Source organism: Allobosea sp. LjRoot90 (genome assembly GCF_964254315.1).
GTDB lineage: Bacteria > Pseudomonadota > Alphaproteobacteria > Rhizobiales > Beijerinckiaceae > Allobosea.
In genome coordinates, this window is the sequence record NZ_CAXUTF020000001.1 from 1,381,452 (window position 1) to 1,403,242 (window position 21,791).

The 21,791-nt window shown below is 67.6% G+C and carries 27 protein-coding genes and 2 tRNA genes; 15 read left to right on the forward strand and 14 right to left on the reverse strand.

Annotation, left to right across the window (positions count from 1 at the left end; genetic code table 11):
• Positions 1 to 84 precede the first annotated feature (84 nt).
• Complete coding sequence (locus ACSQ3M_RS06510) at positions 85 to 396, forward strand: hypothetical protein (RefSeq protein ID WP_436149231.1); 312 nt, start codon at positions 85 to 87, stop codon at positions 394 to 396.
• 75 nt (positions 397 to 471) lie between these two features.
• On the opposite strand, the gene ACSQ3M_RS06515 is transcribed toward ACSQ3M_RS06510, so the two are convergent.
• The 10 genes from ACSQ3M_RS06515 to ACSQ3M_RS06560 form a co-directional block, all read right to left on the reverse strand.
• Positions 472 to 1,227, reverse strand: coding sequence for an SDR family oxidoreductase (locus tag ACSQ3M_RS06515; RefSeq protein ID WP_436149232.1), 756 nt, complete (start codon positions 1,225 to 1,227; stop codon positions 472 to 474).
• Positions 1,228 to 1,276: 49 nt separating this feature from the next.
• Positions 1,277 to 2,260, reverse strand: coding sequence for a TRAP transporter substrate-binding protein (locus ACSQ3M_RS06520; RefSeq protein WP_436149233.1), 984 nt, complete (start codon positions 2,258 to 2,260; stop codon positions 1,277 to 1,279).
• The gene (locus ACSQ3M_RS06525; protein WP_436149234.1) at positions 2,251 to 4,113 is read right to left on the reverse strand and encodes a TRAP transporter large permease; all 1,863 of its coding nucleotides are present in this window, start codon (positions 4,111 to 4,113) and stop codon (positions 2,251 to 2,253) included. The genes ACSQ3M_RS06520 and ACSQ3M_RS06525 overlap by 10 nt, the downstream gene beginning before the upstream one ends.
• Positions 4,114 to 4,132: 19 nt before the next feature.
• Positions 4,133 to 4,447, reverse strand: a complete 315-nt coding sequence (locus ACSQ3M_RS06530; protein WP_057192325.1) for an NIPSNAP family protein — start codon at positions 4,445 to 4,447, stop codon at positions 4,133 to 4,135.
• 244 nt (positions 4,448 to 4,691) lie between these two features.
• A complete protein-coding gene (locus ACSQ3M_RS06535; RefSeq protein WP_436149235.1) occupies positions 4,692 to 5,183 on the reverse strand; it encodes a GNAT family N-acetyltransferase in 492 nt (163 codons plus the stop codon).
• A gap of 89 nt (positions 5,184 to 5,272) precedes the next feature.
• The gene (locus tag ACSQ3M_RS06540; RefSeq protein WP_436149236.1) at positions 5,273 to 5,506 is read right to left on the reverse strand and encodes a hypothetical protein; all 234 of its coding nucleotides are present in this window, start codon (positions 5,504 to 5,506) and stop codon (positions 5,273 to 5,275) included.
• A gap of 82 nt (positions 5,507 to 5,588) precedes the next feature.
• Positions 5,589 to 5,795 (reverse strand): hypothetical protein, encoded by a 207-nt coding sequence (locus tag ACSQ3M_RS06545; RefSeq protein ID WP_436149237.1) that lies wholly within the window; start codon positions 5,793 to 5,795, stop codon positions 5,589 to 5,591.
• A gap of 231 nt (positions 5,796 to 6,026) precedes the next feature.
• Positions 6,027 to 6,251 carry a hypothetical protein gene (locus tag ACSQ3M_RS06550; RefSeq protein ID WP_436095376.1) on the reverse strand — a complete coding sequence of 75 codons (225 nt, stop codon included), beginning with the start codon at positions 6,249 to 6,251 and terminating at the stop codon, positions 6,027 to 6,029.
• A gap of 10 nt (positions 6,252 to 6,261) precedes the next feature.
• Positions 6,262 to 6,510, reverse strand: a complete 249-nt coding sequence (locus ACSQ3M_RS06555) for a hypothetical protein (protein ID WP_129155761.1) — start codon at positions 6,508 to 6,510, stop codon at positions 6,262 to 6,264.
• Between the two features lie 243 nt (positions 6,511 to 6,753).
• Positions 6,754 to 7,500 carry an SDR family oxidoreductase gene (locus ACSQ3M_RS06560; RefSeq protein WP_436149238.1) on the reverse strand — a complete coding sequence of 249 codons (747 nt, stop codon included), beginning with the start codon at positions 7,498 to 7,500 and terminating at the stop codon, positions 6,754 to 6,756.
• Between the two features lie 307 nt (positions 7,501 to 7,807).
• Between ACSQ3M_RS06560 and ACSQ3M_RS06565 the strand changes: the two genes are divergently transcribed.
• The 9 genes from ACSQ3M_RS06565 to ACSQ3M_RS06605 are packed head-to-tail and all read left to right on the forward strand — an operon-like array spanning position 7,808 to position 17,102.
• Positions 7,808 to 8,596, forward strand: a complete 789-nt coding sequence (locus ACSQ3M_RS06565) for an enoyl-CoA hydratase/isomerase family protein (protein ID WP_436149239.1) — start codon at positions 7,808 to 7,810, stop codon at positions 8,594 to 8,596.
• Position 8,597: 1 nt separating this feature from the next.
• On the forward strand, positions 8,598 to 9,413 hold the full coding sequence (locus ACSQ3M_RS06570; protein WP_436149240.1) for an ABC transporter ATP-binding protein: 816 nt from the start codon (positions 8,598 to 8,600) through the stop codon (positions 9,411 to 9,413).
• Complete coding sequence (locus ACSQ3M_RS06575; RefSeq protein ID WP_436149241.1) at positions 9,413 to 10,291, forward strand: branched-chain amino acid ABC transporter permease; 879 nt, start codon at positions 9,413 to 9,415, stop codon at positions 10,289 to 10,291. The genes ACSQ3M_RS06570 and ACSQ3M_RS06575 overlap by 1 nt, the downstream gene beginning before the upstream one ends.
• A gap of 4 nt (positions 10,292 to 10,295) precedes the next feature.
• Positions 10,296 to 11,336 carry a branched-chain amino acid ABC transporter permease gene (locus ACSQ3M_RS06580; RefSeq protein WP_436149242.1) on the forward strand — a complete coding sequence of 347 codons (1,041 nt, stop codon included), beginning with the start codon at positions 10,296 to 10,298 and terminating at the stop codon, positions 11,334 to 11,336.
• Positions 11,337 to 11,389: 53 nt separating this feature from the next.
• Positions 11,390 to 12,571 (forward strand): ABC transporter substrate-binding protein, encoded by a 1,182-nt coding sequence (locus ACSQ3M_RS06585; protein ID WP_436149243.1) that lies wholly within the window; start codon positions 11,390 to 11,392, stop codon positions 12,569 to 12,571.
• 30 nt (positions 12,572 to 12,601) lie between these two features.
• Complete coding sequence (locus ACSQ3M_RS06590) at positions 12,602 to 13,411, forward strand: ABC transporter ATP-binding protein (RefSeq protein WP_129155767.1); 810 nt, start codon at positions 12,602 to 12,604, stop codon at positions 13,409 to 13,411.
• A gap of 11 nt (positions 13,412 to 13,422) precedes the next feature.
• Positions 13,423 to 15,246, forward strand: a complete 1,824-nt coding sequence (locus tag ACSQ3M_RS06595; protein WP_436149244.1) for an AMP-dependent synthetase/ligase — start codon at positions 13,423 to 13,425, stop codon at positions 15,244 to 15,246.
• Positions 15,247 to 15,258: 12 nt separating this feature from the next.
• A complete protein-coding gene (gene bktB, locus ACSQ3M_RS06600; protein WP_436149245.1) occupies positions 15,259 to 16,440 on the forward strand; it encodes a beta-ketothiolase BktB in 1,182 nt (393 codons plus the stop codon).
• Between the two features lie 8 nt (positions 16,441 to 16,448).
• Positions 16,449 to 17,102 (forward strand): TetR/AcrR family transcriptional regulator, encoded by a 654-nt coding sequence (locus ACSQ3M_RS06605; RefSeq protein WP_436149246.1) that lies wholly within the window; start codon positions 16,449 to 16,451, stop codon positions 17,100 to 17,102.
• A 49-nt stretch (positions 17,103 to 17,151) separates the two neighbouring features.
• Here the strand turns inward: ACSQ3M_RS06605 and ACSQ3M_RS06610 are convergent.
• Positions 17,152 to 17,225 (reverse strand) — tRNA-Gly (locus ACSQ3M_RS06610).
• 98 nt (positions 17,226 to 17,323) lie between these two features.
• Positions 17,324 to 17,461, reverse strand: coding sequence for a hypothetical protein (locus ACSQ3M_RS06615; protein WP_436149247.1), 138 nt, complete (start codon positions 17,459 to 17,461; stop codon positions 17,324 to 17,326).
• A gap of 160 nt (positions 17,462 to 17,621) precedes the next feature.
• Here ACSQ3M_RS06615 and ACSQ3M_RS06620 point away from each other — a divergent pair, with 160 nt between their 5' ends.
• From ACSQ3M_RS06620 to ACSQ3M_RS06640, 5 genes are all read left to right on the forward strand, one after another.
• Positions 17,622 to 17,744 (forward strand): hypothetical protein, encoded by a 123-nt coding sequence (locus ACSQ3M_RS06620; RefSeq protein WP_436095388.1) that lies wholly within the window; start codon positions 17,622 to 17,624, stop codon positions 17,742 to 17,744.
• Between the two features lie 112 nt (positions 17,745 to 17,856).
• A complete protein-coding gene (locus ACSQ3M_RS06625; protein WP_436149248.1) occupies positions 17,857 to 18,384 on the forward strand; it encodes a DUF1697 domain-containing protein in 528 nt (175 codons plus the stop codon).
• 244 nt (positions 18,385 to 18,628) lie between these two features.
• Positions 18,629 to 19,126: a hypothetical protein gene (locus ACSQ3M_RS06630; RefSeq protein ID WP_436149249.1), complete on the forward strand. Its 498-nt coding sequence runs from the start codon at positions 18,629 to 18,631 to the stop codon at positions 19,124 to 19,126.
• 16 nt (positions 19,127 to 19,142) lie between these two features.
• Positions 19,143 to 19,766 (forward strand): L,D-transpeptidase, encoded by a 624-nt coding sequence (locus ACSQ3M_RS06635; protein WP_436149250.1) that lies wholly within the window; start codon positions 19,143 to 19,145, stop codon positions 19,764 to 19,766.
• Positions 19,767 to 19,810: 44 nt separating this feature from the next.
• Entirely contained in the window at positions 19,811 to 20,845 is a 1,035-nt protein-coding gene (locus ACSQ3M_RS06640; RefSeq protein WP_436149251.1) for an amino acid ABC transporter substrate-binding protein, read from the forward strand.
• 96 nt (positions 20,846 to 20,941) lie between these two features.
• On the opposite strand, the gene ACSQ3M_RS06645 is transcribed toward ACSQ3M_RS06640, so the two are convergent.
• Together ACSQ3M_RS06645 and ACSQ3M_RS06650 are read right to left on the reverse strand one after the other, a co-directional pair.
• Positions 20,942 to 21,026: transfer RNA gene (locus ACSQ3M_RS06645), tRNA-Tyr, on the reverse strand.
• 148 nt (positions 21,027 to 21,174) lie between these two features.
• The gene (locus ACSQ3M_RS06650; RefSeq protein ID WP_436149252.1) at positions 21,175 to 21,753 is read right to left on the reverse strand and encodes a hypothetical protein; all 579 of its coding nucleotides are present in this window, start codon (positions 21,751 to 21,753) and stop codon (positions 21,175 to 21,177) included.
• Between the last annotated feature and the right edge of the window lie 38 nt (positions 21,754 to 21,791).

Below are 21,791 nucleotides of genomic sequence, written 5' to 3' on the forward strand. Positions count from 1 at the left end.
GCGGGCAGCAGTGTTGGTCGCCCCGTCAATCCAGGCGCGGCCAAGTGGCCTTGATCACTCGATATCGCGACTTTGGAGGCTGTTATGAAGAAGACCCTGATCGCAGCAGCACTCACCCTGGCTGGTTCCCTCGGGAGCCTCGCCATTCAGTCACCGGCGTCGGCCGCCTCGGGAGGGCTGGCTTCCCATGGCCTGATCACCAATGTCGCGAACACGCGCACGACGCAGAACCAGCACATGGTCCAGCCTCCGCCCCAGCCGGAGACGCAAGCTTATCCGGTCTACCACGACTCGCCGACGGCGAGCTGGTATTCCCAGCCGGTCAACCGCATGCCGTGCCATTTCACGCAGGCCGTTGTCGAAGGACGGATGAGGCAGGTCGAGATCTGCAACTGAATGACCTCTGGGCAAGCGCGCCTGCGCTTGCCCTTTGCGGCCGCAGCCGCAGCCAATCCGGCCGTTCGATGCGCCTCAGCGGCCGCCACCGACCCGGATGATCGAGCCGACCATGTAAGACGCTGCCTCGGAGAGTGCGAACAGCACGGTCTCAGCGATCTCCTCCGGCTGTGCGACCCGCTTCAGCGGAATCGACGGCGCGATGCGGGCGACGCGTCCCGGTTCGCCGGTCGAGAGGGCGTGGATGTCCGTCTCGGTCATGCCCGGCGCCACCGCATTGACGCGGATGCCGGCCGGGGCGAGTTCGATCGCGAGGCCGATAGTCATGGAATCGACCGCCGCCTTCGAGGCGGCGTACCAGACATATTCATTCGGCGAGCCGAGGCCGGCGGCGATCGAGGAGATGTTGACGATCGAGCGGTTCTTCGCGCCCTCATTGGCGAGCAAGGCCTGCGCCGCCTCGCGCGCCACCAGGATCGCGCCGGTGACGTTGAGATCGATGCAGGCGCGAATGACCTGTGGATCGGACTTGGCGAGCGGGCTGCTCTTGCCGGTGATCGCGGCGTTGTTGACGACCGCGGTCAGCGGCCCCAGCGCCGCCTTCGCCTCGGCGAAGACACGCGTGATATCGGCAAGGTTCGCCATGTCGCCCTGGATCGCGACCGCCTTGGCCCCGGCCCGCCCACAGGCCGCAACGACGTCGGCAGCCGCCTGCGCATTGCCCTGGTAGTTGACCGCGACGTCATAGCCGCGCTCGGCGGCGAAACGGCAGATCGCGGCACCGATGCCACGGCTGCCGCCGGTGACGAGAAGGACGGGACGGTCGGACATGCGGACGGCGCTCCTTTGACATCAATGCGAAGTTGGATGGCGGCCGGGCTCACGTGCTGCTGGCGATCGCCTCGATCTTCTCGATCCCACCCAGCTTGGGCGCAAAGGAAGCCCAGACCTTGCGCGCGCCGGCCTCCCAGCCGGCCCGGTCCTCCGGCTGCACGACCTTGCCGCCCTCGGCCTTCGCCTTGGCCATCGAGGCGTCCTCGTCGGAGACGATGAGCTCGTCGAAATAGCCCGCTCCTTCGGCGGCCGCAGCCGAGAACGCCGCCTTGTCCTCGGCCGAGAGCCCCTTCCAGAAGGCGGCGGAGACGGCGATGACGCCGGAGGCCCAGATATGGCCGGTCTCGATCAGATAGGGCACGACCTCATGCAGCTTGAAGCCGACATAGGCCGACTTGGTCAGGTCCATGCAGTCGACCACGCCGGTCTTCAACGCGTTGTAGGTCTCGGGGATCGGGATCGGCGTCGGATAGGCGCCTAACCCTGACCAGAGCTCGGTGTGCAGCGGGCTCTGGATCACGCGGATGCGCTTGCCCTTGACCCCGGCGGGCGTGGTGATCGGCTCCTTGGCGAGGAGATGGCGCGCGCCATAGTTGATGAAGCCGAGCACGACGAAGCCCTGCGCCTCGTATTTGCGCTTGAGCTCCTCGCCCAGCGGCCCGGCGAGCACGCGCTTCAGATGCGCGCGATCGCGGAACAGGAAGGGCAGATCGAGGAGCTGCCCGTCCGGCACCCAGGAGGAGAGCGCCGAGATCGTGAACAGCGAGGCCTGGACCGAGCCGAGCCGCAGGCCCTCGGCCACTTCCTTCTCGCCGCCAAGCGCGGCATTGGGCACGACGCGCAGATCGAAGCGACCGGGCGCGCTCTGTGCGAGCTTCTCCGTGACGCGGCGCCAGATCCTGGTCTCCGGCTTGTCCTCGCCGAGCAGCGAGGCAACCGTGACCGGCCGGCCGGCGGCGACCGCGCGGCTCCTGAGAAAGGTCGGCGCGGCGATCGTGGCGGCGGCGAAGGCGCGGCGGGTCAAAGCCATCGGAACAACTCCTTGAAGGGCAGAGGTAGCGACGGCCAGGCCGCCACCGCAAGGCAGAGGACAAAGAGCGCGACGAGCAGGCTCGCCAGCAAAGGCAGCACGGCCCGGAAGACCGAAGCCGCGGGAATCCGCATGATGCCGCTCGCGACATAGACGAGGATGCCGAGCGGCGGCGTCAGGCCGTGGATCATCAGGTTGACCACGAGCACGACGCCGAACTGGATCGGGTCGAGGCCGGCGGCAATGGCGGCCGGCAGCAACAAGGGCGCCAGCAACAGGATCGCCGCGCCGATGTCGAGGAAGAGCCCGGCGACGAGCAGGACGAGGTTCGACAGCAGCATCACCGCGAGCGGCCCGCCGCCCAGGGCCGTCACCAGCCCGGCCATCTGCTCGGAGACGCGGTCGACCGCGAGCAGGAAGGCGAAGGGCGCGGAGGCTCCGATCAGGAGGCCAACCGCCGCCGCCTCTCCCGCCGCCTTGCGCAAGGACGCCAGCACGGTGCCGGCATTCAGGCTACGCAGGAGCAGGCAGGCGACGAGCGCATAGGCGACGGCGAGTGCCGAGGCCTCCGTCACCGTGACCACGCCGAAGCGGATGCCGACAACGACGACGATGCCGAGCCCGATCGCCGGCAGCGCGCCGACGAAAGCCCGCCCTCGCTCGGCGCCGCTGGCGCGCGGCGCGGAATCGACCACGCCGCGCACGCTGAGATGGATGCCGATGGCGAGCGCCAGCGTCAGTACCGCCCCCGCGACGAAGCCGCCGACCAGCAATGAGCCGACCGAGAGATTGGTCGCCGCCGCCAGGATCAGGAAGGCGATCGAGGGCGGGATGATGTTGTCGAGCATCGAGACGCCGGCGACGATCGCCGCGGCATTGGCCGGCGGATAGCCACGCGCCACCAACGCTGGCGCCATCACCTTGGCGCCGAAGGCGGCGTTGGCGACCGAGGAGCCGGAGGCGCCGGAGAACAGCACGCTCGCGACCAGCGCCGTCTGCGCCAGCCCGGCCCGGAAATGTCCGACCAGCGCCGCGGCGAAGCGCACCAGCCGCTCGGCGAGGCCGCCGGCGGTCAGCAATTCGCCGGCGAGCAGGAAGAACGGGATCGCCAGCAGCAGGAATTTCGAGACACCCGCCACCGTGTTCTGGACGATGGCCGGTTCCGGCAGAAGGCCGCCGAAGGCGCCCGAGAGCGATACACCGGCGAGAAGCGCAAAGGGCAGCGGCGCGCCGAGCAGGAGCCCTGCCGCGGCAGCGAGGCCGGCGACCAGGCTCGGCGTGCCGATGAAGAGCGCGGGCGCGCTCTGCGCCAGGCCATAGAGACCGAGCCCGAGCAGCAGCGCAGCAAGCGCCGCGGGCCAGGACAGGTTGAGCGCGGCGCGCCAGAGCACGACAACCAGCGTCAGCCCGCCACCGATGGCGAAGACGGCGAAGCGCAAGCTTTCCGGCAGGCCGAGCACGGTCGAGGTGCCCCCGACCATTGCAGCGACGCTGGCGCCGCCGAGCGCCAGAACCAGCGAGCCATGGACGGCTATCGCCTCCGCCAGGATGGCAGCGATGCGCCGTCCCTTCGGCGGCAGGAGGTTCGCGACGACATCGAGCCGCATGGCAAGCGCGCTGGTCGCCGCCAGGGGCGCGCCGACCGCCACGAGCGCGACATTGAGCCAGATCGCGAGTTCGTCCGACCAGACCAGACCGCCGCCGAGCAGATAGCGGCGCGTGACCGCGGCCATCACCACGAGGAAGAGCAGCGCGAGGATCGCCGCGCCCAGCCATTCGAGGCCTGCCACGAGCACGGCGAGCCCACGTCCGCCGATGAAGCGAGCGGAAGGTTGGGTCGGCGCAGCGATCATGGCAGCGCCCGGCATCGCATCAGCGCAGCGGCGAGAAGTGCGTCGGCCTCAGGATCCGGCTGCGCATTTCGAGGACGTAAGGGGCCGCCTTGGCGCGGAAGACCTGCCAGCGCGGATCGGCCTCCATCGCGGCGCGCCGGCGCTCGCGATCGCCGGCATCCTCGAAGCGCCACATATGCACGACCTCGTTGACCACGCCGGTATCGGTGGTGAACCAGCCGATCAGATGGCCGAGATGGGAGATCTGCAGCTCCATTCCCTCGGCGACATAGAGGTCGAGATAGTCGCGCACATGCGCGGGCTTGATGGCGTAGGTACGCTCGTCGAGGATCATCGGGCCCCTCATGGCAAAACGGCGAAGCCGCGCTGCGGCCCTGCGATCAGATAGCCGTCTTCGCGCCAAAGCCCAACCGGCACGGCTCCGGTCTCGGCCGCGATCGATACATGACGGATATCTCTCACGCCCCCCGCCAACCGGTGGCGACGGGCGCAGCACGCAAGAGCAGCCTGACGGAGAAGAATGAGCTGCAATCCTGCGCAGAATGAGCAGCTTTTTGCTTTTTCGAGCTGGGGCGCCGTCAGGCTCCCCGCAGGTAGAGATCGCTCCCGGCATCGCCGCGATAGCCTGGCTCGGCGAGCACGAATCCCGCCTGCCGCAGCAGATGAATCGAGGCGCTGTTGTTCGGGTCGACCGTCGCCCTGATCGGCTTGATGCCGCGCTCTTCAGCGAAGGCGACGAGGCCGGCGAGCAGTTCCCTGCCCCAGCTCGCGCGGCGCAGGCCGTAGATCAGCTCCTCGGAGCCATCGCCCGGGCGCGCGAAACCGGCCCAGCCGATCAGCTCGCCGCTGGCGCGCTCGACCACGGCGCCGGTGCCATAGCCGAAGTGTTCAAGATTGGCGGCAGAGCGCTCGACCCAGAGCGCTGCGACGTCCGGCGTCAACGGCTGGCCGTCATCGACGAAGCGGTGGACTGCCGGATCGGCGAAAAGGGTTACGAGCGGCGGCGCGTCGGCCTGCACGAAAGGCCTGACGACGAGCCGTGCCGTCTCGAGCTGCGAAGCATGGATCATGGGCCGGACTGAACGGTCTGAAGCGGCATGAATCGGGCAGGAGCGGAAGCCCACCCCCGCACCGGCCTCAAGCGCCCTAAGCCCGGCAGCTATTCCTCGACGGAACTATAAGGTCGTTCGGCGCGGGAAGGCCGCTGCCCCGCCTGGCGCTCGTAACGGCGATCGCGGTCGCGGTCCTGCGTCATGACGCAGTTCGCGTAAGCGTCGGTGCCGCGCTGGAAGCCATAGGCGTCGCAGCGTGAACGGTCCTCGACGATCGGGTCCGGCGTGCTCGCGCAGGCGCTGAGAGCCAGGGTGAGTGCTGAAGCGGCGATGATCCTCATGGCGCGAGGATGGAAGGGCCGCATGGCTGCTTTGGGGCGACAATCCGGCGGCGGTGGGGAGACGCCAGCTCGCGCCGAACCGTCAGCGCTCGGCTCCCTCGGCAGTGCTTTCAAGAATCTTGACAGTCTCTTCCAGGCTTTCCTTCACACCGAGCTGGAAGTCCTTGCGGAACGCGATGATGGTGTCGGGCGGCTGGCCCTTGAAGGTGTAGACGACGCTGACCTGATCGGGATTGACGTAGATCGGCTTGCCGTCGCTGGGCGAGGTGAACTTGCAGAGTCTGGGCATGTGACTTGTCTCCGGAGCAATCCGAGCGATTCCGTCACTACACCCTAGAGCCGGATGATTTCAGATGGAATCGCTTTGCGTTTCCATCTGAAATCTGAATCCGTCTCTAATCAAAGAGTTAGAGCAGGATTCTTGGCGAAAAACCGGTTCCCACTTTTTCGCATCCTGCTCTAGCAAAGGTACAGGCCCCGCCACAGCCGTGGCGAGGCCTGCGCGGGATCAATACAATGATCAGCGCGCGATGCGGGCGCGCCCGCCGCAGAAGCGCTGCTCCACCGCACGCTCGTAGCCGAGCTCACGGTCAAAGACCATGACGGTACGGGTCAGGCAGTCGCCGTCCTGGACTACGCCGGTGTTGACGAGAGTACCATCGGGGGCGGCCACGATGGTCGGACCACAAGCGGCAGCGGCGGCCGCAAGGCCGAGCGCGATGGTGAACTTTGCGATGCGGTTCATGTGCAGCCTCCTAGAAGTAGAGGCCGCGGCCGCAGCGGCGTACCCGCCGGTTCTCGTAGTAGCCGGTGTAGCGGTTGAACACGCGCACCGTCTTGTAGAGGCAGTACTTGCCGTCGTTGCGACCGTCGTAATAGGTCCGGCCTGTATCCATGTCGACGCCAAGGAATTCGTCCTTGCCCTTCTTGCCCTGGGCGAAGGCCGGAGCCGCTGCGAGGCTGAGAGCAGCGAACCCCGCTGCGGCGATGGCTATCTTGAGCATGGCATTTCTCCTGTCTTGCGGCGGAAATATGTCCAGCACCGCTTGGCGGGCCTTGCTTCGGTCAGTGCGGTTTTCGCGCGGCTCTACGAGATTATCCATGGTGAACGGCCAGATCAGCAGGCAGATCACCGCATTTCACCCTGAACCCATAGCAGAGCGGCGCTCAGTTTTGCTACCCGCCACGTGACGCAATCTGGCCACGATTGCGCCAAGAGCCTGGAACGATGCTCCGACGCCGCCCCGCTAGAAGTGAGCGAGATAACCGCCGTCGACCGGCAGCGACACGCCAGTGATGAACGAAGCCTCGGGCGAGCACAGGAACACGACGGCTCCCACCAGCTCCTTCGGTACGCCCCAGCGTCCGAGCGAAGTGCGATGCGACAATCGCTCGGCGATGGCCGGATCCGCGACCAGCGCCGCATTGGCCTCGGTCGCGAAGAAGCCTGGCGCAACCGCGTTGACGGTGATCGCGCGATGACCGAGCTCGGCGGCGAGCGCCTTGGTCAGCGCATCCAGCCCGCCCTTGGTGGCGATATAGCCGGGGTCGCCGGCGCGGGCGATCGGCCCTGCGATCGAGGTGATGTTCACGATCCGGCCGCCATCCGGCATATGCGGCGCGAGCTGCCGCACCAGATCGAACGGCGCGATCAGATTGACCTCCAGCAGGGCCCGGAAGGCGGCGCGATCGAGCTGGTCGAGCGGGCGGCGGTCGCGCGCGCCGGCGTTGTTGACGAGGAAGTCGATGCCACCGCGGTCGTCGACGAGCTTGCGGCACGCTTCAGCGGTCGAGGCCTCGTCCGCGAGGTCAGCGACGAGCACGGAGACATTGGCACCGCCAGCCGCCAGGGCACGCTTCGCTTCATCGAGATCGGCCGGCTTGCGCCCGTGCAGCACGACATGGGCGCCGTTCTCGGCAAGGCCGCGGGCGATCTCCAGCCCAAGCCCCTTGCCGGCGCCAGTCACCAGGGCGGTCTTGCCTGCCAGCTTCATCACAGTCCTCGGCGGGATCGGTGTCGCGGACTGCTCTCCTACCTTTAAGCCACATCGACACGCCAGCCATGGGGATCGCGGCCGGCCTTCGTATGAGCGTAGTGATCTCCCGGCAGAGCTTCGAGCGCCGGGAAGCGGGTGACGCCACGGCCGGCATGCACCCGTTCCGTTTCGACAATCCGGGCCGTGCGGAATTGCGCATGGCGTGTCTCTCGAGGTTCCGCCTTACTCACGAGTAAGCTCAGGAATATCGAGTAGAGCCGGAGATACCGCGGCGGCCAACGACCGCGGACTCGAGGGGAACGTCATGGACCAGGCCGAAAGCCCGGTGCTGCTCACGATCGAGCAGGCCGTCGCCACCGTCACGCTCAATCGTCCGCGCGTACTCAACGCGATCGACCCGCATATGGCGCGCAGCCTTGCGGATGCGATCGAACGCATCGCGCGGGATGGCACGGCGCGCGTCTTGCTGCTGCGTGGAGAGGGGCGCGCCTTCTGCGCCGGCGGCGATGTCGCCCGCTTCTTCGAGGGCGATCCGGCGGCCGCGATCGAGGCGATCATCGACCCGGTTCACGCAGCCCTGCGCGCGCTCGACGCGCTGAAGCTGCCGACGCTGGCCGCCGTACAGGGGCCGGTCGCGGGGGCGGGCTTCAGCCTTTCCATGGCCTGCGATCTCTGCATCGCAGCGGATGATGCCGTCTTCACCCTGGCCTTTGCCCGCATCGGCATCAGCCCCGACAGCTCGTCGACCTATCGGCTGCCGCGCATCGTCGGCGCGCGCAAGGCGCTCGAACTGGCGATGCTGGCGGAGCCCGTCCGCGCGCCCGAGGCGCTGGCGCTCGGGCTCGTCAACCGCGTCGTGCCGGCCGCCGAGCTGGCGGACGAAGCCATGTCGTTGGCACGCCGGCTGGCGCAGGGGCCGACGGCGGCCTATGCCCGCATCAAGCATCTCATCGGCCGCTCGCTCGGCAACGATCTCTCCGCCCAGCTCGATCTCGAGCGCGAGGCTTTTCTCGCCGGCGCGCGCACGGCCGACTTCAAGGAGGGCGCGCAGGCCTTCCTGGCCAAGCGGCCGCCCCAGTTCGAGGGGCGCTGAGATGGCCGCTTCGCCCATTCTGGAGGTATCGGGCGTCTCGCTCGCCTTCGGCGGGGTGCGCGCGCTCAGCGATGTCTCGTTCACCGTGCCGGAAGGCGCGATCACCGCGGTGATCGGCCCGAACGGCGCCGGCAAGACCTCGCTCTTCAACACGATCTCGGGTTTCTACCGGCCGCAGGCCGGCAGCATCGCCTTTGCCGGCGAGAACCTCGACGGCGTACGCGCACCGCAGCGCGCCGCGCGCGGCCTTGCCCGCACCTTTCAGAACATCGCTCTGTTCCGCGGCATGACCGTGCTCGACAACATCAAGCTCGGCCGCCACGCCCATATGCGCACCGGCGTGCTCGACGCGCTGCTCTATCGGGGCCGGGCGCAGAAGGAGGAGCTGGAACTCCGGGCCGAGATCGAAGAGCGCATCATCGATTTCCTCGAGATCCAGCACATCCGCAACGCCTCGGTCGGCACGCTCTCCTACGGGCTGCAGAAGCGCGTCGAACTGGCGCGGGCCCTCGCCATGCGCCCGCGCATCCTGATGCTCGACGAGCCGGTCGCCGGCATGAACCGCGAGGAGACCGAGGACATGGCCCGCTTCATCCTCGACGTGAAGGAGGAGTGGGGCGTCACTATTCTGATGGTCGAGCACGACATGGGCATGGTGATGGATATCTCAGACCATGTCGTGGTGCTGAATTTCGGCCAGGTCATCGCCAGTGGCACGCCGCGCGACATGCAAGGCAACGAGGCGGTGGTTGCCGCCTATCTCGGCTCCGGCGATGTCGGCGCGATCGCGCGCCGGATCAAGGCGGAGGCGGCGTGATGGACACCCTCTTCCTTGCCGAAGTCACCCTCGCCGGCCTCGGCGCCGGCGCACTCTATGCGCTGACCGGCGTCGCCTTCGTGCTGATCTACAAGGCCACGCGCGTGGTGAACCTCGCCATCGGCGAGATCCTGATGCTCGGCGGCTACGCCTTCCTCGGCTTTGCGGCCGGGCTCGGCCTGTCGCCCTGGCTGGCGCTGCCACTCGCCATCGCTGCCGGCGGTGCCTTCGGCTGGCTGGTCGAGCGCGCCCTGATCCGGCCGATGCTGGGCGAGAGCCCGATCTCGGTCTTTATGGTGACGATCGGCCTCGGATCGATCCTGGCCGGCGTCGTGCAACTTTGCTGGGGCGCTGATCCGCTGCGTTTGCCCGAGTTCATGCCGTCGAAGCCGGTCTTCATCGGCGAAGCCTATCTCGCGCCCAAGGTCGCGATCGGCTTCGTCGCGGCAGCGGTGGTGATCGGACTCTTCCTCGCGCTGTTCCGCTTCTCGCGCGGCGGCGTCGCGCTGAAGGCGACGGCGGCCGATCAAGGCGCGGCCTATTCGGTCGGCATCGACGTGCCGCGCGTCTTCTCGGTGGCCTGGATCCTCGCCTGCGCCACCGCCGCCGGCGCCGGCGTGCTGATCGGGGCAATCGGCGGGATCTCGCCGACCATGGGCGTGTTCGGTCTCTCTGTCCTCGTTGTGGTGATCATCGGCGGGCTCGACTCGATCGCCGGCGCGCTGGTCGGCGGCCTTTTGATCGGGCTGGTCGAGGCGCTCGCCGGCGCCTTCCTCGGCGGCGAGTTCAAGCTCGTCGTCACCTTCGCGCTGCTGCTCGTGCTGCTGATGGTCCGTCCCTACGGGCTGTTCGGCACCCACGAGATCGAGAGGCTGTAGCGCCATGCGGATCGGCACGCTCAAGACCAGCTACGCCGCCGACGAGGCGCTGTTCGACACGCCGACGCAACGCGTGCTGCTGGGGCTGCTCGCGCTTTGCGCGATCGCCTTCCCCTTCGTCGCCAGCCCCTATTGGCTCTTCCTCGCCTGCCTTTGCGCGATCAACGTCGCGAGCGCGACGGGCCTGAACCTGCTCACCGGCTATACCGGCCTCGTCAGCCTGGGCCAGGCTGCCTTCATGAGCGTCGGCGCCTATACGGTCGCGGTGCTGGAGATCAGGCTCGGCACGCCCCTCTTCATCAATCTTCTGGTCGGCGCCGGCCTCGCCGCGATGATCGGCATCCTCGTCGGCATTCCCAGTCTCAAGGTGAAGGGGCTCTATCTCGCCATCGCGACGATCGCGGCCTCGGTCATCCTGCATTTCCTGTTCGCGCACTGGAGCTTGACCGGCGAGTCGCGCGGCCTGTCGATGCCGCCGGCACGCCTGTTCGGCCTGACGCTCGACCAGCCCTTCTCGCTCTACTGGCTGATCATGCCGGTGACCTGCCTGATGGTGCTCGGCGCGGCGAACCTGCTGCGCACCAGGATCGGGCGCGCCTTCATCGCGATCCGCGACCGCGACATTTCCGCCGAAGTGCTCGGCATACCCTTGCTGCGCTACAAGCTGACGAGCTTTGCGATCTCGTCCTTCTATGCCGGTCTCGCCGGCGGGCTCTGGGCCTATTTCTTCCGCGTCGTCACGCCGGAGAGCTTCCCGCTGGTCAATTCGATCTTCTATCTCGCCGCGATCATCGTCGGCGGCATGGGGACGATCCTTGGCGGCATCCTTGGCGCCGTCTTCATGACGCTGGTGCCGGAGCTGCTGAAGTTCGTCGCGAACTGGGCGACGCCGATCTACCCGGACGCGCTCGCGGCGCTGGCGCCGGTGCGCACCATCGTCTTCGGCGGGCTGATCGTCGGCTTCCTGATCTTCGAGCCGCGCGGCCTCGCCGAAATCTGGCGGCGGCTGCGGCGCTTCTTCCATCTCTGGCCGTTCAGGACCTGAGCACTTCGCTGAAACGGCTGCCGGCAAGAGCAGCCAACCCTAGGGAGGATGAGATGACGCATACGAATCTCGACAGGCGCCAGCTTCTGGCCGGCACCGCGGCGCTCGCCGGCATGGCGCTCGGCGTCAGGCCCCTCGCCGCGCAGGATGGCGGCGACATCGTGCTCGGCGGCTCGATCCCGCTGACCGGCGTCTTTGCCTTCGCCGGCGTCGGCATCCATGCCGGCATCCAGGACTATCTCAAGATCCTGAACGATGGCGGCGGCATCAAGGGCCGCAAGATCAAGTACGTCGCCGAGGACACCGCCTACAAGGTCGACGCCTCGGTCGCCGCCTTCAACAAGATCACCAGCCAGGAGAAGGTCTCGCTCTACTATGGCGACTCGACCGGCTTCTCGAAGACGATCAATCCGGAGCTCGACCGCCGCGGCAGCATGATCATGGCCGGCGCCTCCTTCGCGACCGAGCTCAACGACCCCAAGAAGTTCCCGCTGCAATTCATGGCCGGGCCGGACTACACCGAGATGTTCGGCATCCTCCTGCGCTACATCGCCAAGGAGAAGCCGGGCGCGCGCGTCGCCTTCGTCTATTCCGACAGCGAGTTCGGGCGCGATCCGATCGTGCCGAGCGAGGCCGTCGCCAAGGATTTGAAGCTCAGCGTCGTCGAGAAGATCGTGACCCCGCCGGGCAGCGTCGACGTCTCGACCGAGGTGCTGAAGCTGCGCCGCGCCAATCCCGACTTCACGATCTTCCACGGCTATGTGCTGGCGCCGATCCCGGAATTCGTCGCGCAGGCCAAGCAGATGGGCATGAAGAGCCAGTTCATGGGCACGTTCTGGACCATGGACAATTCGACCGTGCAACGCATGGGCGACGCGGCCGACGGCTTCATGGGCGTGATGCCGTACCGCTACTATTACGACAAGGACGGCTCGGCGCCGATGCTGGAGAAGATCCGGCAGATGCGCCCCGACTACCAGTCGACCGGCTACCTGCAGGGCTTCGTCACCGCCATGCTGATGTCCGAGGCGGTGAAGCGCACGCTCGATGCCGGCAAGGAGCTCACCGGCGTCAACCTGAAGGCCGGGCTCAACAGCATCAAGGATTTCGACACCGGCGGGCTGTTCGGCGTGCCGATCTCGATCCCCGGCAATTCCGTGCCGGTCGGGCGCATCTACCGCTTCGACGCCAAGGCCAAGCAGATGCAGCCGGCTTCCGACTGGATCAAGCTGTGATAGCAGCTGCCAGGTGAAGGGCTAGAGGTCATGGCCGGTCCCGCGGTGCTCGACGTCAACAATGTCGAGGTGGTCTATAACCGGACCGTGCAGGTGCTGCGCGGGCTGTCGCTGCAAGTGCCGGAGGGCGAGATCGTCGCCCTCCTCGGCTCGAACGGCGCGGGGAAGTCGACCCTGCTCAAGGCGGTGTCGAACCTGCTCTCGCTCGAGGATGGCGACGTCACCGCCGGCGCCATCCGCTTTCGCGGCGACGATATTGCCAGCCTCACCCCGCACGGCCTCGTCCGGCGCGGCCTCTTCCATGTCATGGAGGGGCGGCGGATCTTCGAGGACCTGACGGTCGAGGAGAACCTCACGGCCGCGACCTTCGCACTGACCGGGCGCAAGCTGCCCGCCGCCGATTTCGACCTGGTCTACAGCTATTTCCCAAGGCTGCATGAGCGTCGGAAGGGGCTTGCCGGCTACCTCTCCGGCGGCGAGCAGCAGATGCTCGCGATCGGGCGGGCGCTGATCGCCAGGCCCTCGCTGATCCTGCTCGACGAACCCTCGCTCGGGTTGGCGCCCAAGCTGGTCGAGGAGATCTTCGCGATCATCGCCCGCATCAACGCCGAGCAGAAGGTCTCGATGCTGCTGGTCGAGCAGAACGCCGCCGTCGCCTTCGCGGTGGCGAGCTACGGCTACATCCTCGAAATGGGCAAGGTCGTCATCGACGGACCGGTCGAGAAGCTGATGCGCGACCAGGACGTGCGCGAATTCTATCTCGGCCTCGGCGGCGCTGGGGGCGAACGGAGTTATCGCGACATCAAGCATTACAAGCGCCGCAAGCGCTGGCTTTCGTGAGGGTGGCGACGATGCGCGAGCTCCCTAATCTCACCTTGCCGCAGATGCTGCGCGAGAATGCGCGGACGATGCCGGCGCGGCTTGCTCTCAGGCAGAAGGATTTCGGCATCTGGCTGCCGATCAGCTGGGGGGAGTACGACCGGCGCGCCCGCCATTTCGGCCTCGGCCTGCGCGCACTCGGCTTAGGCGAAGGCGGGCATGTCGGCATCCTCTCCGAGAACCGCGCCGAATGGGTCGTCGCCCAGCTCGGCGCCGGCATGGTGCGTGCCGTCGCGGTCGGCGTCTATGCGACGAGCCCGGCCAACGAGGTCGCCTATGTGCTGGGGCATGCGGAAGTCGAGATCGTGGTCTGCGAGGACCAGGAGCAGACCGACAAGGTGCTGGAGCGGCTGGAGGAACTGCCGCGGCTGAAGCGCATCGTGGTGATCGATCCCAAGGGATTGAGGGGCTACGCCTCCGAGCTGGTCGTCGCCTTCGCCGAGGTGCTGCGGCTCGGCGCACAGCACGAGACCGCGCATCCCGGGCTGGTCGAAACTTGCCTTGCCGCCCAGACGCAGGCCGATATCGGCCTGATGGTCTACACCTCCGGCTCGACCGGCAAGCCCAAGGGCGCGATGCTGAGCTATCGCAACATGCGCGCCCAGGCCGCCGGTGTCGTCGAGCGGCTCGGCTATGACGCGACCACAACCAACCTGTCCTATTTGCCGCTCTGCCATGTCGCCGAGCAGATGCTGAGCACGATGGCGCCGATCTATTCCGGCTCCTGCGTCTCCTTCGGCGAGTCGATCCGCACCGTGCAGGAAGACCTGCGCGAGGTCGCGCCGACGCTCTTCCTCGGCGTACCCCGCATCTGGGAGAAGCTGCACGCCTCGATCCACATCAAGCTGATGGAGGCGGGCGGCTGGCGCCGGGCCCTGTTCGAGGCCGGCCTTGCCGCCTGCGAGCCCTTCGCCACCAAGCCCAGGGCCGCACGCAGCCTGCGCGAGCAGGCGCTGGCGTTGTTCTATCACCTCGTCATCTTCCGCCCGCTGCAGAACTTCATCGGCCTGCGCAAGGCGAAGGTCGCGCTCACCGGCGCGGCGCCGATCCCGCCGCGCATCGTGCAGTTCTTCCGCACCCTCGGCGTGCCGCTGGTCGAGGTCTATGGGCTGACCGAGACCTCCGGCATGGCGACCGGCCAGCGCCTCGAGCACCTGCTCCCCGGCGCGGTCGGCGAGGCGGTCGCGGGCGCCGAGGCCAAGCTCGGCGACCAGGGCGAATTGCTGGTGCGCGGAGACATCGTCTTCGAGGGCTATTTCCGCAATCCCGAGGCGACGGAAGGCGTGCTGCGCGAAGGCTGGCTCCACACCGGCGACGTCGCCGTGATCGAGGGTGGCCAGGTCCGGATCGTCGACCGGCTGAAGGACATCATGATCACCGCCGGCGGCAAGAACCTCAGCCCGTCGGAGATCGAGAACACGGTGAAGGGCAGCGCCTTCATCAAGGAGTGCATTGTCGTCGCCGACGGACGCCGCTACCCCTCGGCGCTCATCCAGATCGACGGCGAGACCGTCGGCAAATGGGCCGAGGAGAACCGCCTCCCCTTCACCCATTTCCGCAGCCTTGCCGAGCATGCGCGGGTGCGCGAGCTCGTCGCCGCCGAGATCGAGCAGGCGAACAGCCAGCTCGCGCCAGTGGCTCAGCTCAAGCGCTTCCACCTCCTCGTCAAGGAGCTCGACCATGACGATGACGAGGTGACGGCGACGATGAAGGTGCGCCGGTCAAACATCGCCCAGAAATACGCCGCCGAGATCGAGGCCCTTTACAAGCCCGAGCGGCAGGCCGAACCCGCCTGAAGGAGCAATCTCATGAGCCGACATGTCGTCATCACCGCGGGCGTGCGCACCGCGATCGGAACCTTCGGCGGAGCGCTCTCCGGCCATGCGCCGACCGCGCTCGGCGCGCTCTGCGTCGGCGAGGCGCTGCGCCGCGCCGACCTGCCCGCCGCTGAGGTCGGGCATGTCGTGTTCGGCAACGTCATCCTGACCGAGTCGAAGGACGCCTATCTCGCGCGTGTCGCGGCGATCGAGGCCGGCATCCCGGTCGAGGTGCCGGCGCTAACGCTGAACCGGCTCTGCGGCTCGGGCGTACAGGCGATCGTCTCCGCCGCCCAGGCGATCATGCTCGGCGATTGCGACACCGCCGTCGCCGGCGGCGCCGAGACGATGAGCCGCGCGCCGCATTTGCTGTCGACCGCCCGCTTCGGCCAGCGCATGGGCGATACGGTCGCCTCGGACCATCTGACCGGCATCCTGACCGATCCGTTCGGCAACGGCATCATGGGCATCACCGCCGAGAACGTCGCCGAGCGCTACGGCATCGATCGCGAGGCGCAGGACGCCTTCGCCGCCGAGAGCCAGCGTCGCGCCGCCGAGGCGATCGCCAGCGGCCGCTTCCGCGACCAGATCCTGCCAGTCGAGGCGCGCAAGGGCCGCGACACGATCAGCTTCGACACCGACGAGCATCCCAAGCCTGGCACGACTGCGGAGTCGCTCAAGGGCCTGCGCCCGACCTTCAAGAAGGACGGCACGGTCACGCCCGGCAACGCGTCGGGCATCAATGACGGCGCCGCCGCCATGGTGCTGATGGAGGAAGGCCGCGCCGGCCGCGAGGGCAAACCGATCCTGGCGCGGATCGTCGGCTATGCCCATGCCGGCGTCGAGCCGGGGGTGATGGGCATCGGCCCGGTGCCGGCGGTGCAGGCGCTGCTCAAGCGCACCGGGCTCTCGCTCGGCGACTTCGACGTGATCGAGTCGAACGAGGCCTTCGCCGCACAGGCCTGCGCCGTCGCCAGGGAGCTCGGCTTCGATCCGGCCAAGGTCAACCCGAATGGCGGCGCGATCGCGCTCGGCCATCCGGTCGGTGCGACCGGCGCGATCATAACCCTGAAGGCGGCCTATGAGCTGAAGCGCACCGGCGGCCGCTACGGGCTGGTGACGATGTGCATCGGCGGTGGCCAGGGCATTGCGCTCGCGATCGAGCGGGCCTGAGCCAGGCCATGGCGACAGCTCTCTGGAAGACACCGGCGCAGCGCGAGCGTGAACGCGCCCTCAAGCGCGAGGCCGTGCTGCGCGTCGCGGCGCAGGCCTTCAGCGAGCAGGGGTTCCACCGGACCTCGCTCGACGATGTCGCCGAGCGCCTGAACGTCACCAAACCGACGATCTACCATTATGTGCGCAGCAAGGACGAGATCCTGTTCGAATGCGTGCGCATCGGGCTGGAACGGCTCGATGCCGCCGCCGCCTCGGCCGAGGCCCGGCGCAGCGGCGGTAGCGGTCTCGACCGGCTGATCGTGCTCTGGACCGAATACGCCCATATCGTCACCGAGGATTTCGGGCGCTGCCTCATCCTCGTCGGCGAAGACCCCCTGCCCGCCGAGACGCGCAAGGAATTGCGCGCCCTCAAGGGCAAGATCGACAAGCGCTTTCGCGGGCTGATCGAGGCCGGCATCGCCGACGGCTCGATCCGCTCCTGCGACCCCAAGCTGCTCGCCTTCGCCGCGGCCGGGGCGCTGAGTTGGATAGCCCGCTGGCATGACCCGGCCGGACCGCTCTCCGTCGACAACATCGCCCGCGAGACGATCGGGCTCTTCGTCAACGGAATCGGTGCGCTCGCGCCCAGCGCGCAAAGCGCCCGCCGCGTCAGCTCCTAGGTGGGGAGTTCCGCAGCAAGGCGGCGCAAACATGAGACGATGCAGGGGATGGAGCGGGTGGAGGGAATCGAACCCTCGTATTCAGCTTGGAAGGCTGCTGCTCTACCATTGAGCTACACCCGCGCCGGGCCGCCAAATTCCGCATCCGGCCGGTAGGTGTCAACCCATCGCGGCGAAGAAGATGGCGCCATCCACCTGCGGCGGTGGCAGGCAGGCGCATTTTACGTATCGCGCAACGCCAGTCGGCCGAGCCAGATCGCGGCGCCGGTGAACGCGCCGAGCGCCGCCCCTCCGACAAGCGTGCCGAAGGCCAGGGCGCCGGCCGCGGCCACCGCCGTGCTAAAAAGTGCGATTCCCATAGCCCCTCTTCCCCAACGGCAAGCCTAGCGAGGCCACGCCGCGCGACTGCCCCCATTTGGGGGTGAAAGAGCGAATTTCGAGCCCACTGTGACAAAATCCCCCCAAATGGGGGGTGAACGCGGAATGGCGGGCTGCTAGCGTGACGTTGGGGGAAGCGACATGTGCGAATTCGACGATCTGCGCTGTCCATTCAGAGCCGAGGTCCTCGCCGCGGTTCCTGTCTGGCAGATGATGCTGGTCCACGGCGCGGGCACGCTCGCTTTGCTGATGCTGCTACGCTGATCTCCTTCCGTCAGCGCCGATATGCCTCGCGCCCGGGCCCCGGCAAGCGCCGGGCATCTGGCCCGGTTTCGGTTTCGGCACTAGCCTTCGTCGATCGAAGGGCGAGGAATCGATGCCGAGCTATGTGGCCTTGTTGCGCGCGGTCAATGTCGGCGGCACCGGCAAGCTCGCCATGTCGGATCTGAAGGCGATGTGCGTGGCCGAGGGCTTCACGAAGATCGCGACCTACATCGCCAGCGGCAACGTCGTGTTCTGCACCGAAGGTGGTGCAGCGGAGGTGAAGACGGCGCTGGAGCGGCGGCTCCACGACTATGCCGGCAAGCCGGTCGGCGTGGTCGTGCGGACAGCCGATGAGATGGCCGCGGTACACCGGGCCAATCCGTTTCCCGATCAGCCGCCGAACCGGGTCGTCGCCATCTTCCTCGACGAGCCGCCGCCAGCCGATGCGCTCGACGCTGTCCGCGGCCGCAGCGACGAGGAACTGCGACTTGGCAGCTGCGAAATCTACGTTTTCTACGGCGCGGGAATGCGCGATTCCAAGCTCCGGATCCCGGCCGCGGCGCGCGGTACCGCCCGCAACATCAACACCATCGCGAAGCTATCGGAGATGGCCGCAGCGCTCTGCTCGGCCCCTGTCTGACGACGCCATACCTCTCATCGGAGCCGCATCTCGCTTCTCCGTCCTGCAGGTGAGTAACCGATCTGAACCATGAGGGCTTGATCGCGATCCGATTTGCGGGTGTCCTACGGACCAATCCAGCCGTTCCCTTGCGGCCTGACGGACGCGGCTCGCTGCGCCTGAAAGCCCCGGAACAGCTTGCCGCGCCCGAGTGCCGGCCACTTCGCGACTCGCATCGACGCCGATGACACGCCTGGGAGGGACAATGACACAGAGACATATGGAGCTTGCGAGCGCCAAGCGCCTCAGCGGCCCGGCCTGCGGCCTGCTGCTACCGCTTCTCCTGGCAGGCTGCGGCGGTGGCGAAGGCCTGTCGTCTTCAGCCGGGAGCGCGGCGAGCGCGCCTGCTCCGGCCGGCATCTCGCGCGATGCCCTGGTCGGGCGCTGGGGCATCGCCTCCTTCCACACCGACAAGGATCGCAAGCGCACCGAGGCGGAGGCGCGAGGGCAATGCAAGCAGCCCTATGTGATCAGCAATGGGCCGCATGACGGGGTGATGATGCACGTCGCCGACGATCCCAAGCCCTATGAGCTCCGGCTGAAGTCCGGTGGCGGCAAGACCTATGTCGGCTTCGAGGCCCCGGCCGGCGATCCGCAGGACCGCGAGATCCTCTCGCACAGCAAGTCGATGCTGGTGATGCGCTTCGTCGATCCGGATGCAAGCCGCCGCTACGGCACCTTCATCTATTCCCGTTGCGGCTGACAGGAGGCGACGAGCCATGAGCACCACTCGTATCATCCTGCGCAGTCTCCTGGCCTGCGGTCTCGCAGCGCCTCTGCTTGGTGTCGCTGCCGCCCAGCCGCGCCCGCCCGCGGCGTTGCAGGAGACGATGGACATCGGCGACGAGCCAGGCCGCGTCTCGACCGAGGAGGTCAGCATTAGCGACGGGCCCTATGCCCGCCAGATGGTGCTGTTCCGCTCGACCGAAGCGCCGGGCACCGTCGTGATCCATTCGGGGGAGCGCTTCCTCTATATCGTCCAGGGCAATGGCCGGGCGCTGCGTTACGGCATCGGCGTCGGCCGCGAGGGCTTCACCTGGTCCGGCCAGGTCCAGGTCAGCCGCAAGGCCGAATGGCCGGATTGGCGCCCGCCGCCGGACATGCTGCAGCGCCAGCCCTATCTGCCGCGCTTCATGGCCGGCGGTCCGGGCAACCCGATGGGCGCGCGGGCCCTTTATCTCGGCTCGACCGTCTTCCGCGTCCACGGCACCAACCAGCCCGAGACGATCGGCCAGGCGATCTCCTCTGGCTGCTTCCGCCTCGCCAATGGCGACATCGTCGATCTCTACGACCGCGTCCCGGTCGGGACCAAGGTCATCATTCGCCATAAGGCGACGCTGTGACCGGCCCCGCCCTCCCCGACCATAGCCGCAAGGAGACGAGAGCCATGAAGGCCTCACGGGTTCGCTCACGCAGTCTCCAACTCACCGCCCTCGGGGTGCTGGCGAGCCTGTCCGCGGCGCCGGCCAGCGCCGGAACGCTCGATACGGTGAAGCAGCGCGGCACGCTGCAATGCGGGGTCAGCGAGGGCGTGACCGGGTTCTCGGACAAGGATGCCCAGGGCAACTGGCGTGGTTTTGACGTCGACTTCTGCCGCGCTACCGCGGCCGCCGTGCTCGGTGATGCGAGCAAGGTCGCCTTCACGCCGCTCTCGGCCAGCGAGCGGTTCGAGGCGCTGAAGAGCGGCAAGGTCGACCTGCTGGCGCGCAACTCGACCTGGACGCTCGCACGCGAGGCGCAGCTCGGCCTCGCCTTCACCGGCATCACCTTCCATGACGGCCAGGGCTTCCTGGCCAAGCGCGCGCTCGGCGTCGATGCGGCGCTGTCGCTCGACAAGGCCAAGGTCTGCGTCGAGGCCGGCACCACCACCCAACTCAACCTCGCCGACTTCTTCCGGGCCAATTCGATGACCTACGAAGAGAAGGCCTTCCCGGGCGCGGCCGAGGCCCTTGCCGCCTTTCAGTCCGGGCAATGCGACGTGCTGACCCGCGACCAGTCGGCGCTGCATGGCGAGCGCCTCAAGCTAGCGAAGCCGGCCGACGCGGTAGTGCTGCCGGACGTGATCTCGAAGGAGCCGCTCGGCCCGGTGGTGCGCAGCGACGACTTCGCCTGGTTCAACCTGGTGAAATGGGTGAACTTCGCGCTGGTCAATGCCGAGGAACTCGGCATCTCGGCCGCCAATGTCGACGAGGCGCTCAAGTCGCAGAAGCCTGATGTGCGCCGCTTCACCGGCGCCGAAGGCGATTTCGGCAAGGCGCTCGGCCTCGACGCCTCCTGGGCGATCCGGGCGATCAAGGCGACCGGCAACTATGCCGAGATCTACGAGCGCAATCTCGGCACCGGCTCGCAGCTCGCCATACCACGCGGCCTCAACCAGCTCTGGAACATGGGCGGCGTGCTCTACGCGCCGCCGTTGCGATAGCGCGCCGGGCCAAGGCGAACATTTGTTCCCGCACCTGACGTCGGGTGCGGGCGTGGCGCCGAAAAGCTGAAGAAAACCAACGCCCAAAAGGCAAGGTGGTGGGGGAAGCAGGACTCGAACCTGCGAAGGCATAGCCAGCGGATTTACAGTCCGCCCCCTTTGCCGCTCGGGACATTCCCCCGCCTTGCCGCAGGCTGACCCGAAGGCCGGCCGCAACCGCCTGTTTCACTTTTGTGAAGGGCGGCAGGCGCGGGCGGACTTATGAGGAGAGGTCAGCCGGCTGTCAACGCCAAAAAGGCATCGCGCGCGCTTTCTGTTCGACCGCCCGCTCAGCCCTGCGGCCAGATGGCGCGATGGCGCCTGCGCCAGGCGTGCGCAGCCGGGACGAAGGCCTGGAACGGCGTCGTCTGCGGCCGCTCGATCGCATCGGCGAGGTCGGGCGGCGGATGGACTAGGCTGCGCACGCCATGGCGGTGCACCCAGACTGGCAGCTCGCCCTGGCGGGCGAACATGGCGACGACCTGCCTGACCAGCTTGCTGCGCAGTGCCCGCGGGTTGGCGACGGGGCGCGCCACGACGCAGAAGCGCGCGAACGGATTCGGATGGCCGTCCTCACCCTCGAGACAGAAGATCACGCCGCTGCGGTCCGGCCGCGCCTCGTCCGGCATGGCATCGATGCGTCGCCACAGGCAGAACCAGCTCCGGCAGATCTCCGGCCGCGTCGCATGAATGCTGCAGCCCTTGCCGGTATTGTGGCGACACATCACGCCAGCCGGCTTGCCGACCTCCGGATCGACGATGCGCAGTACCTCGCAGCAGGCGACGCAATCGCCGCAATCGCGGCCGGGCACCAGATGGTTCAACGTCCGGCCCGAGCGCATCGTGCCGGTTTCGAGGCCTTCCGCCATGACACGCCTCTCCGGTTGCGGCGAGCAGCCGAGCCTAG

Excerpts from the sequence above, each read along its gene's own strand:
- ACSQ3M_RS06510 (WP_436149231.1), top strand. The coding sequence starts at position 85 with ATGAAGAAGACCCTGATCGCAGCAGCACTCACCCTGGCTGGTTCCCTC.
- ACSQ3M_RS06515 (WP_436149232.1), bottom strand. The coding sequence starts at position 1,227 with ATGTCCGACCGTCCCGTCCTTCTCGTCACCGGCGGCAGCCGTGGCATC.
- ACSQ3M_RS06520 (WP_436149233.1), bottom strand. The coding sequence starts at position 2,260 with ATGGCTTTGACCCGCCGCGCCTTCGCCGCCGCCACGATCGCCGCGCCG.
- ACSQ3M_RS06525 (WP_436149234.1), bottom strand. The coding sequence starts at position 4,113 with ATGATCGCTGCGCCGACCCAACCTTCCGCTCGCTTCATCGGCGGACGT.
- ACSQ3M_RS06530 (WP_057192325.1), bottom strand. The coding sequence starts at position 4,447 with ATGATCCTCGACGAGCGTACCTACGCCATCAAGCCCGCGCATGTGCGC.
- ACSQ3M_RS06535 (WP_436149235.1), bottom strand. The coding sequence starts at position 5,183 with ATGATCCATGCTTCGCAGCTCGAGACGGCACGGCTCGTCGTCAGGCCT.
- ACSQ3M_RS06540 (WP_436149236.1), bottom strand. The coding sequence starts at position 5,506 with ATGAGGATCATCGCCGCTTCAGCACTCACCCTGGCTCTCAGCGCCTGC.
- ACSQ3M_RS06545 (WP_436149237.1), bottom strand. The coding sequence starts at position 5,795 with ATGCCCAGACTCTGCAAGTTCACCTCGCCCAGCGACGGCAAGCCGATC.
- ACSQ3M_RS06550 (WP_436095376.1), bottom strand. The coding sequence starts at position 6,251 with ATGAACCGCATCGCAAAGTTCACCATCGCGCTCGGCCTTGCGGCCGCC.
- ACSQ3M_RS06555 (WP_129155761.1), bottom strand. The coding sequence starts at position 6,510 with ATGCTCAAGATAGCCATCGCCGCAGCGGGGTTCGCTGCTCTCAGCCTC.
- ACSQ3M_RS06560 (WP_436149238.1), bottom strand. The coding sequence starts at position 7,500 with ATGAAGCTGGCAGGCAAGACCGCCCTGGTGACTGGCGCCGGCAAGGGG.
- ACSQ3M_RS06565 (WP_436149239.1), top strand. The coding sequence starts at position 7,808 with ATGGACCAGGCCGAAAGCCCGGTGCTGCTCACGATCGAGCAGGCCGTC.
- ACSQ3M_RS06570 (WP_436149240.1), top strand. The coding sequence starts at position 8,598 with ATGGCCGCTTCGCCCATTCTGGAGGTATCGGGCGTCTCGCTCGCCTTC.
- ACSQ3M_RS06575 (WP_436149241.1), top strand. The coding sequence starts at position 9,413 with ATGGACACCCTCTTCCTTGCCGAAGTCACCCTCGCCGGCCTCGGCGCC.
- ACSQ3M_RS06580 (WP_436149242.1), top strand. The coding sequence starts at position 10,296 with ATGCGGATCGGCACGCTCAAGACCAGCTACGCCGCCGACGAGGCGCTG.
- ACSQ3M_RS06585 (WP_436149243.1), top strand. The coding sequence starts at position 11,390 with ATGACGCATACGAATCTCGACAGGCGCCAGCTTCTGGCCGGCACCGCG.
- ACSQ3M_RS06590 (WP_129155767.1), top strand. The coding sequence starts at position 12,602 with ATGGCCGGTCCCGCGGTGCTCGACGTCAACAATGTCGAGGTGGTCTAT.
- ACSQ3M_RS06595 (WP_436149244.1), top strand. The coding sequence starts at position 13,423 with ATGCGCGAGCTCCCTAATCTCACCTTGCCGCAGATGCTGCGCGAGAAT.
- bktB (WP_436149245.1), top strand. The coding sequence starts at position 15,259 with ATGAGCCGACATGTCGTCATCACCGCGGGCGTGCGCACCGCGATCGGA.
- ACSQ3M_RS06605 (WP_436149246.1), top strand. The coding sequence starts at position 16,449 with ATGGCGACAGCTCTCTGGAAGACACCGGCGCAGCGCGAGCGTGAACGC.
- ACSQ3M_RS06615 (WP_436149247.1), bottom strand. The coding sequence starts at position 17,461 with ATGGGAATCGCACTTTTTAGCACGGCGGTGGCCGCGGCCGGCGCCCTG.
- ACSQ3M_RS06620 (WP_436095388.1), top strand. The coding sequence starts at position 17,622 with ATGTGCGAATTCGACGATCTGCGCTGTCCATTCAGAGCCGAGGTCCTC.
- ACSQ3M_RS06625 (WP_436149248.1), top strand. The coding sequence starts at position 17,857 with ATGCCGAGCTATGTGGCCTTGTTGCGCGCGGTCAATGTCGGCGGCACC.
- ACSQ3M_RS06630 (WP_436149249.1), top strand. The coding sequence starts at position 18,629 with ATGACACAGAGACATATGGAGCTTGCGAGCGCCAAGCGCCTCAGCGGC.
- ACSQ3M_RS06635 (WP_436149250.1), top strand. The coding sequence starts at position 19,143 with ATGAGCACCACTCGTATCATCCTGCGCAGTCTCCTGGCCTGCGGTCTC.
- ACSQ3M_RS06640 (WP_436149251.1), top strand. The coding sequence starts at position 19,811 with ATGAAGGCCTCACGGGTTCGCTCACGCAGTCTCCAACTCACCGCCCTC.
- ACSQ3M_RS06650 (WP_436149252.1), bottom strand. The coding sequence starts at position 21,753 with ATGGCGGAAGGCCTCGAAACCGGCACGATGCGCTCGGGCCGGACGTTG.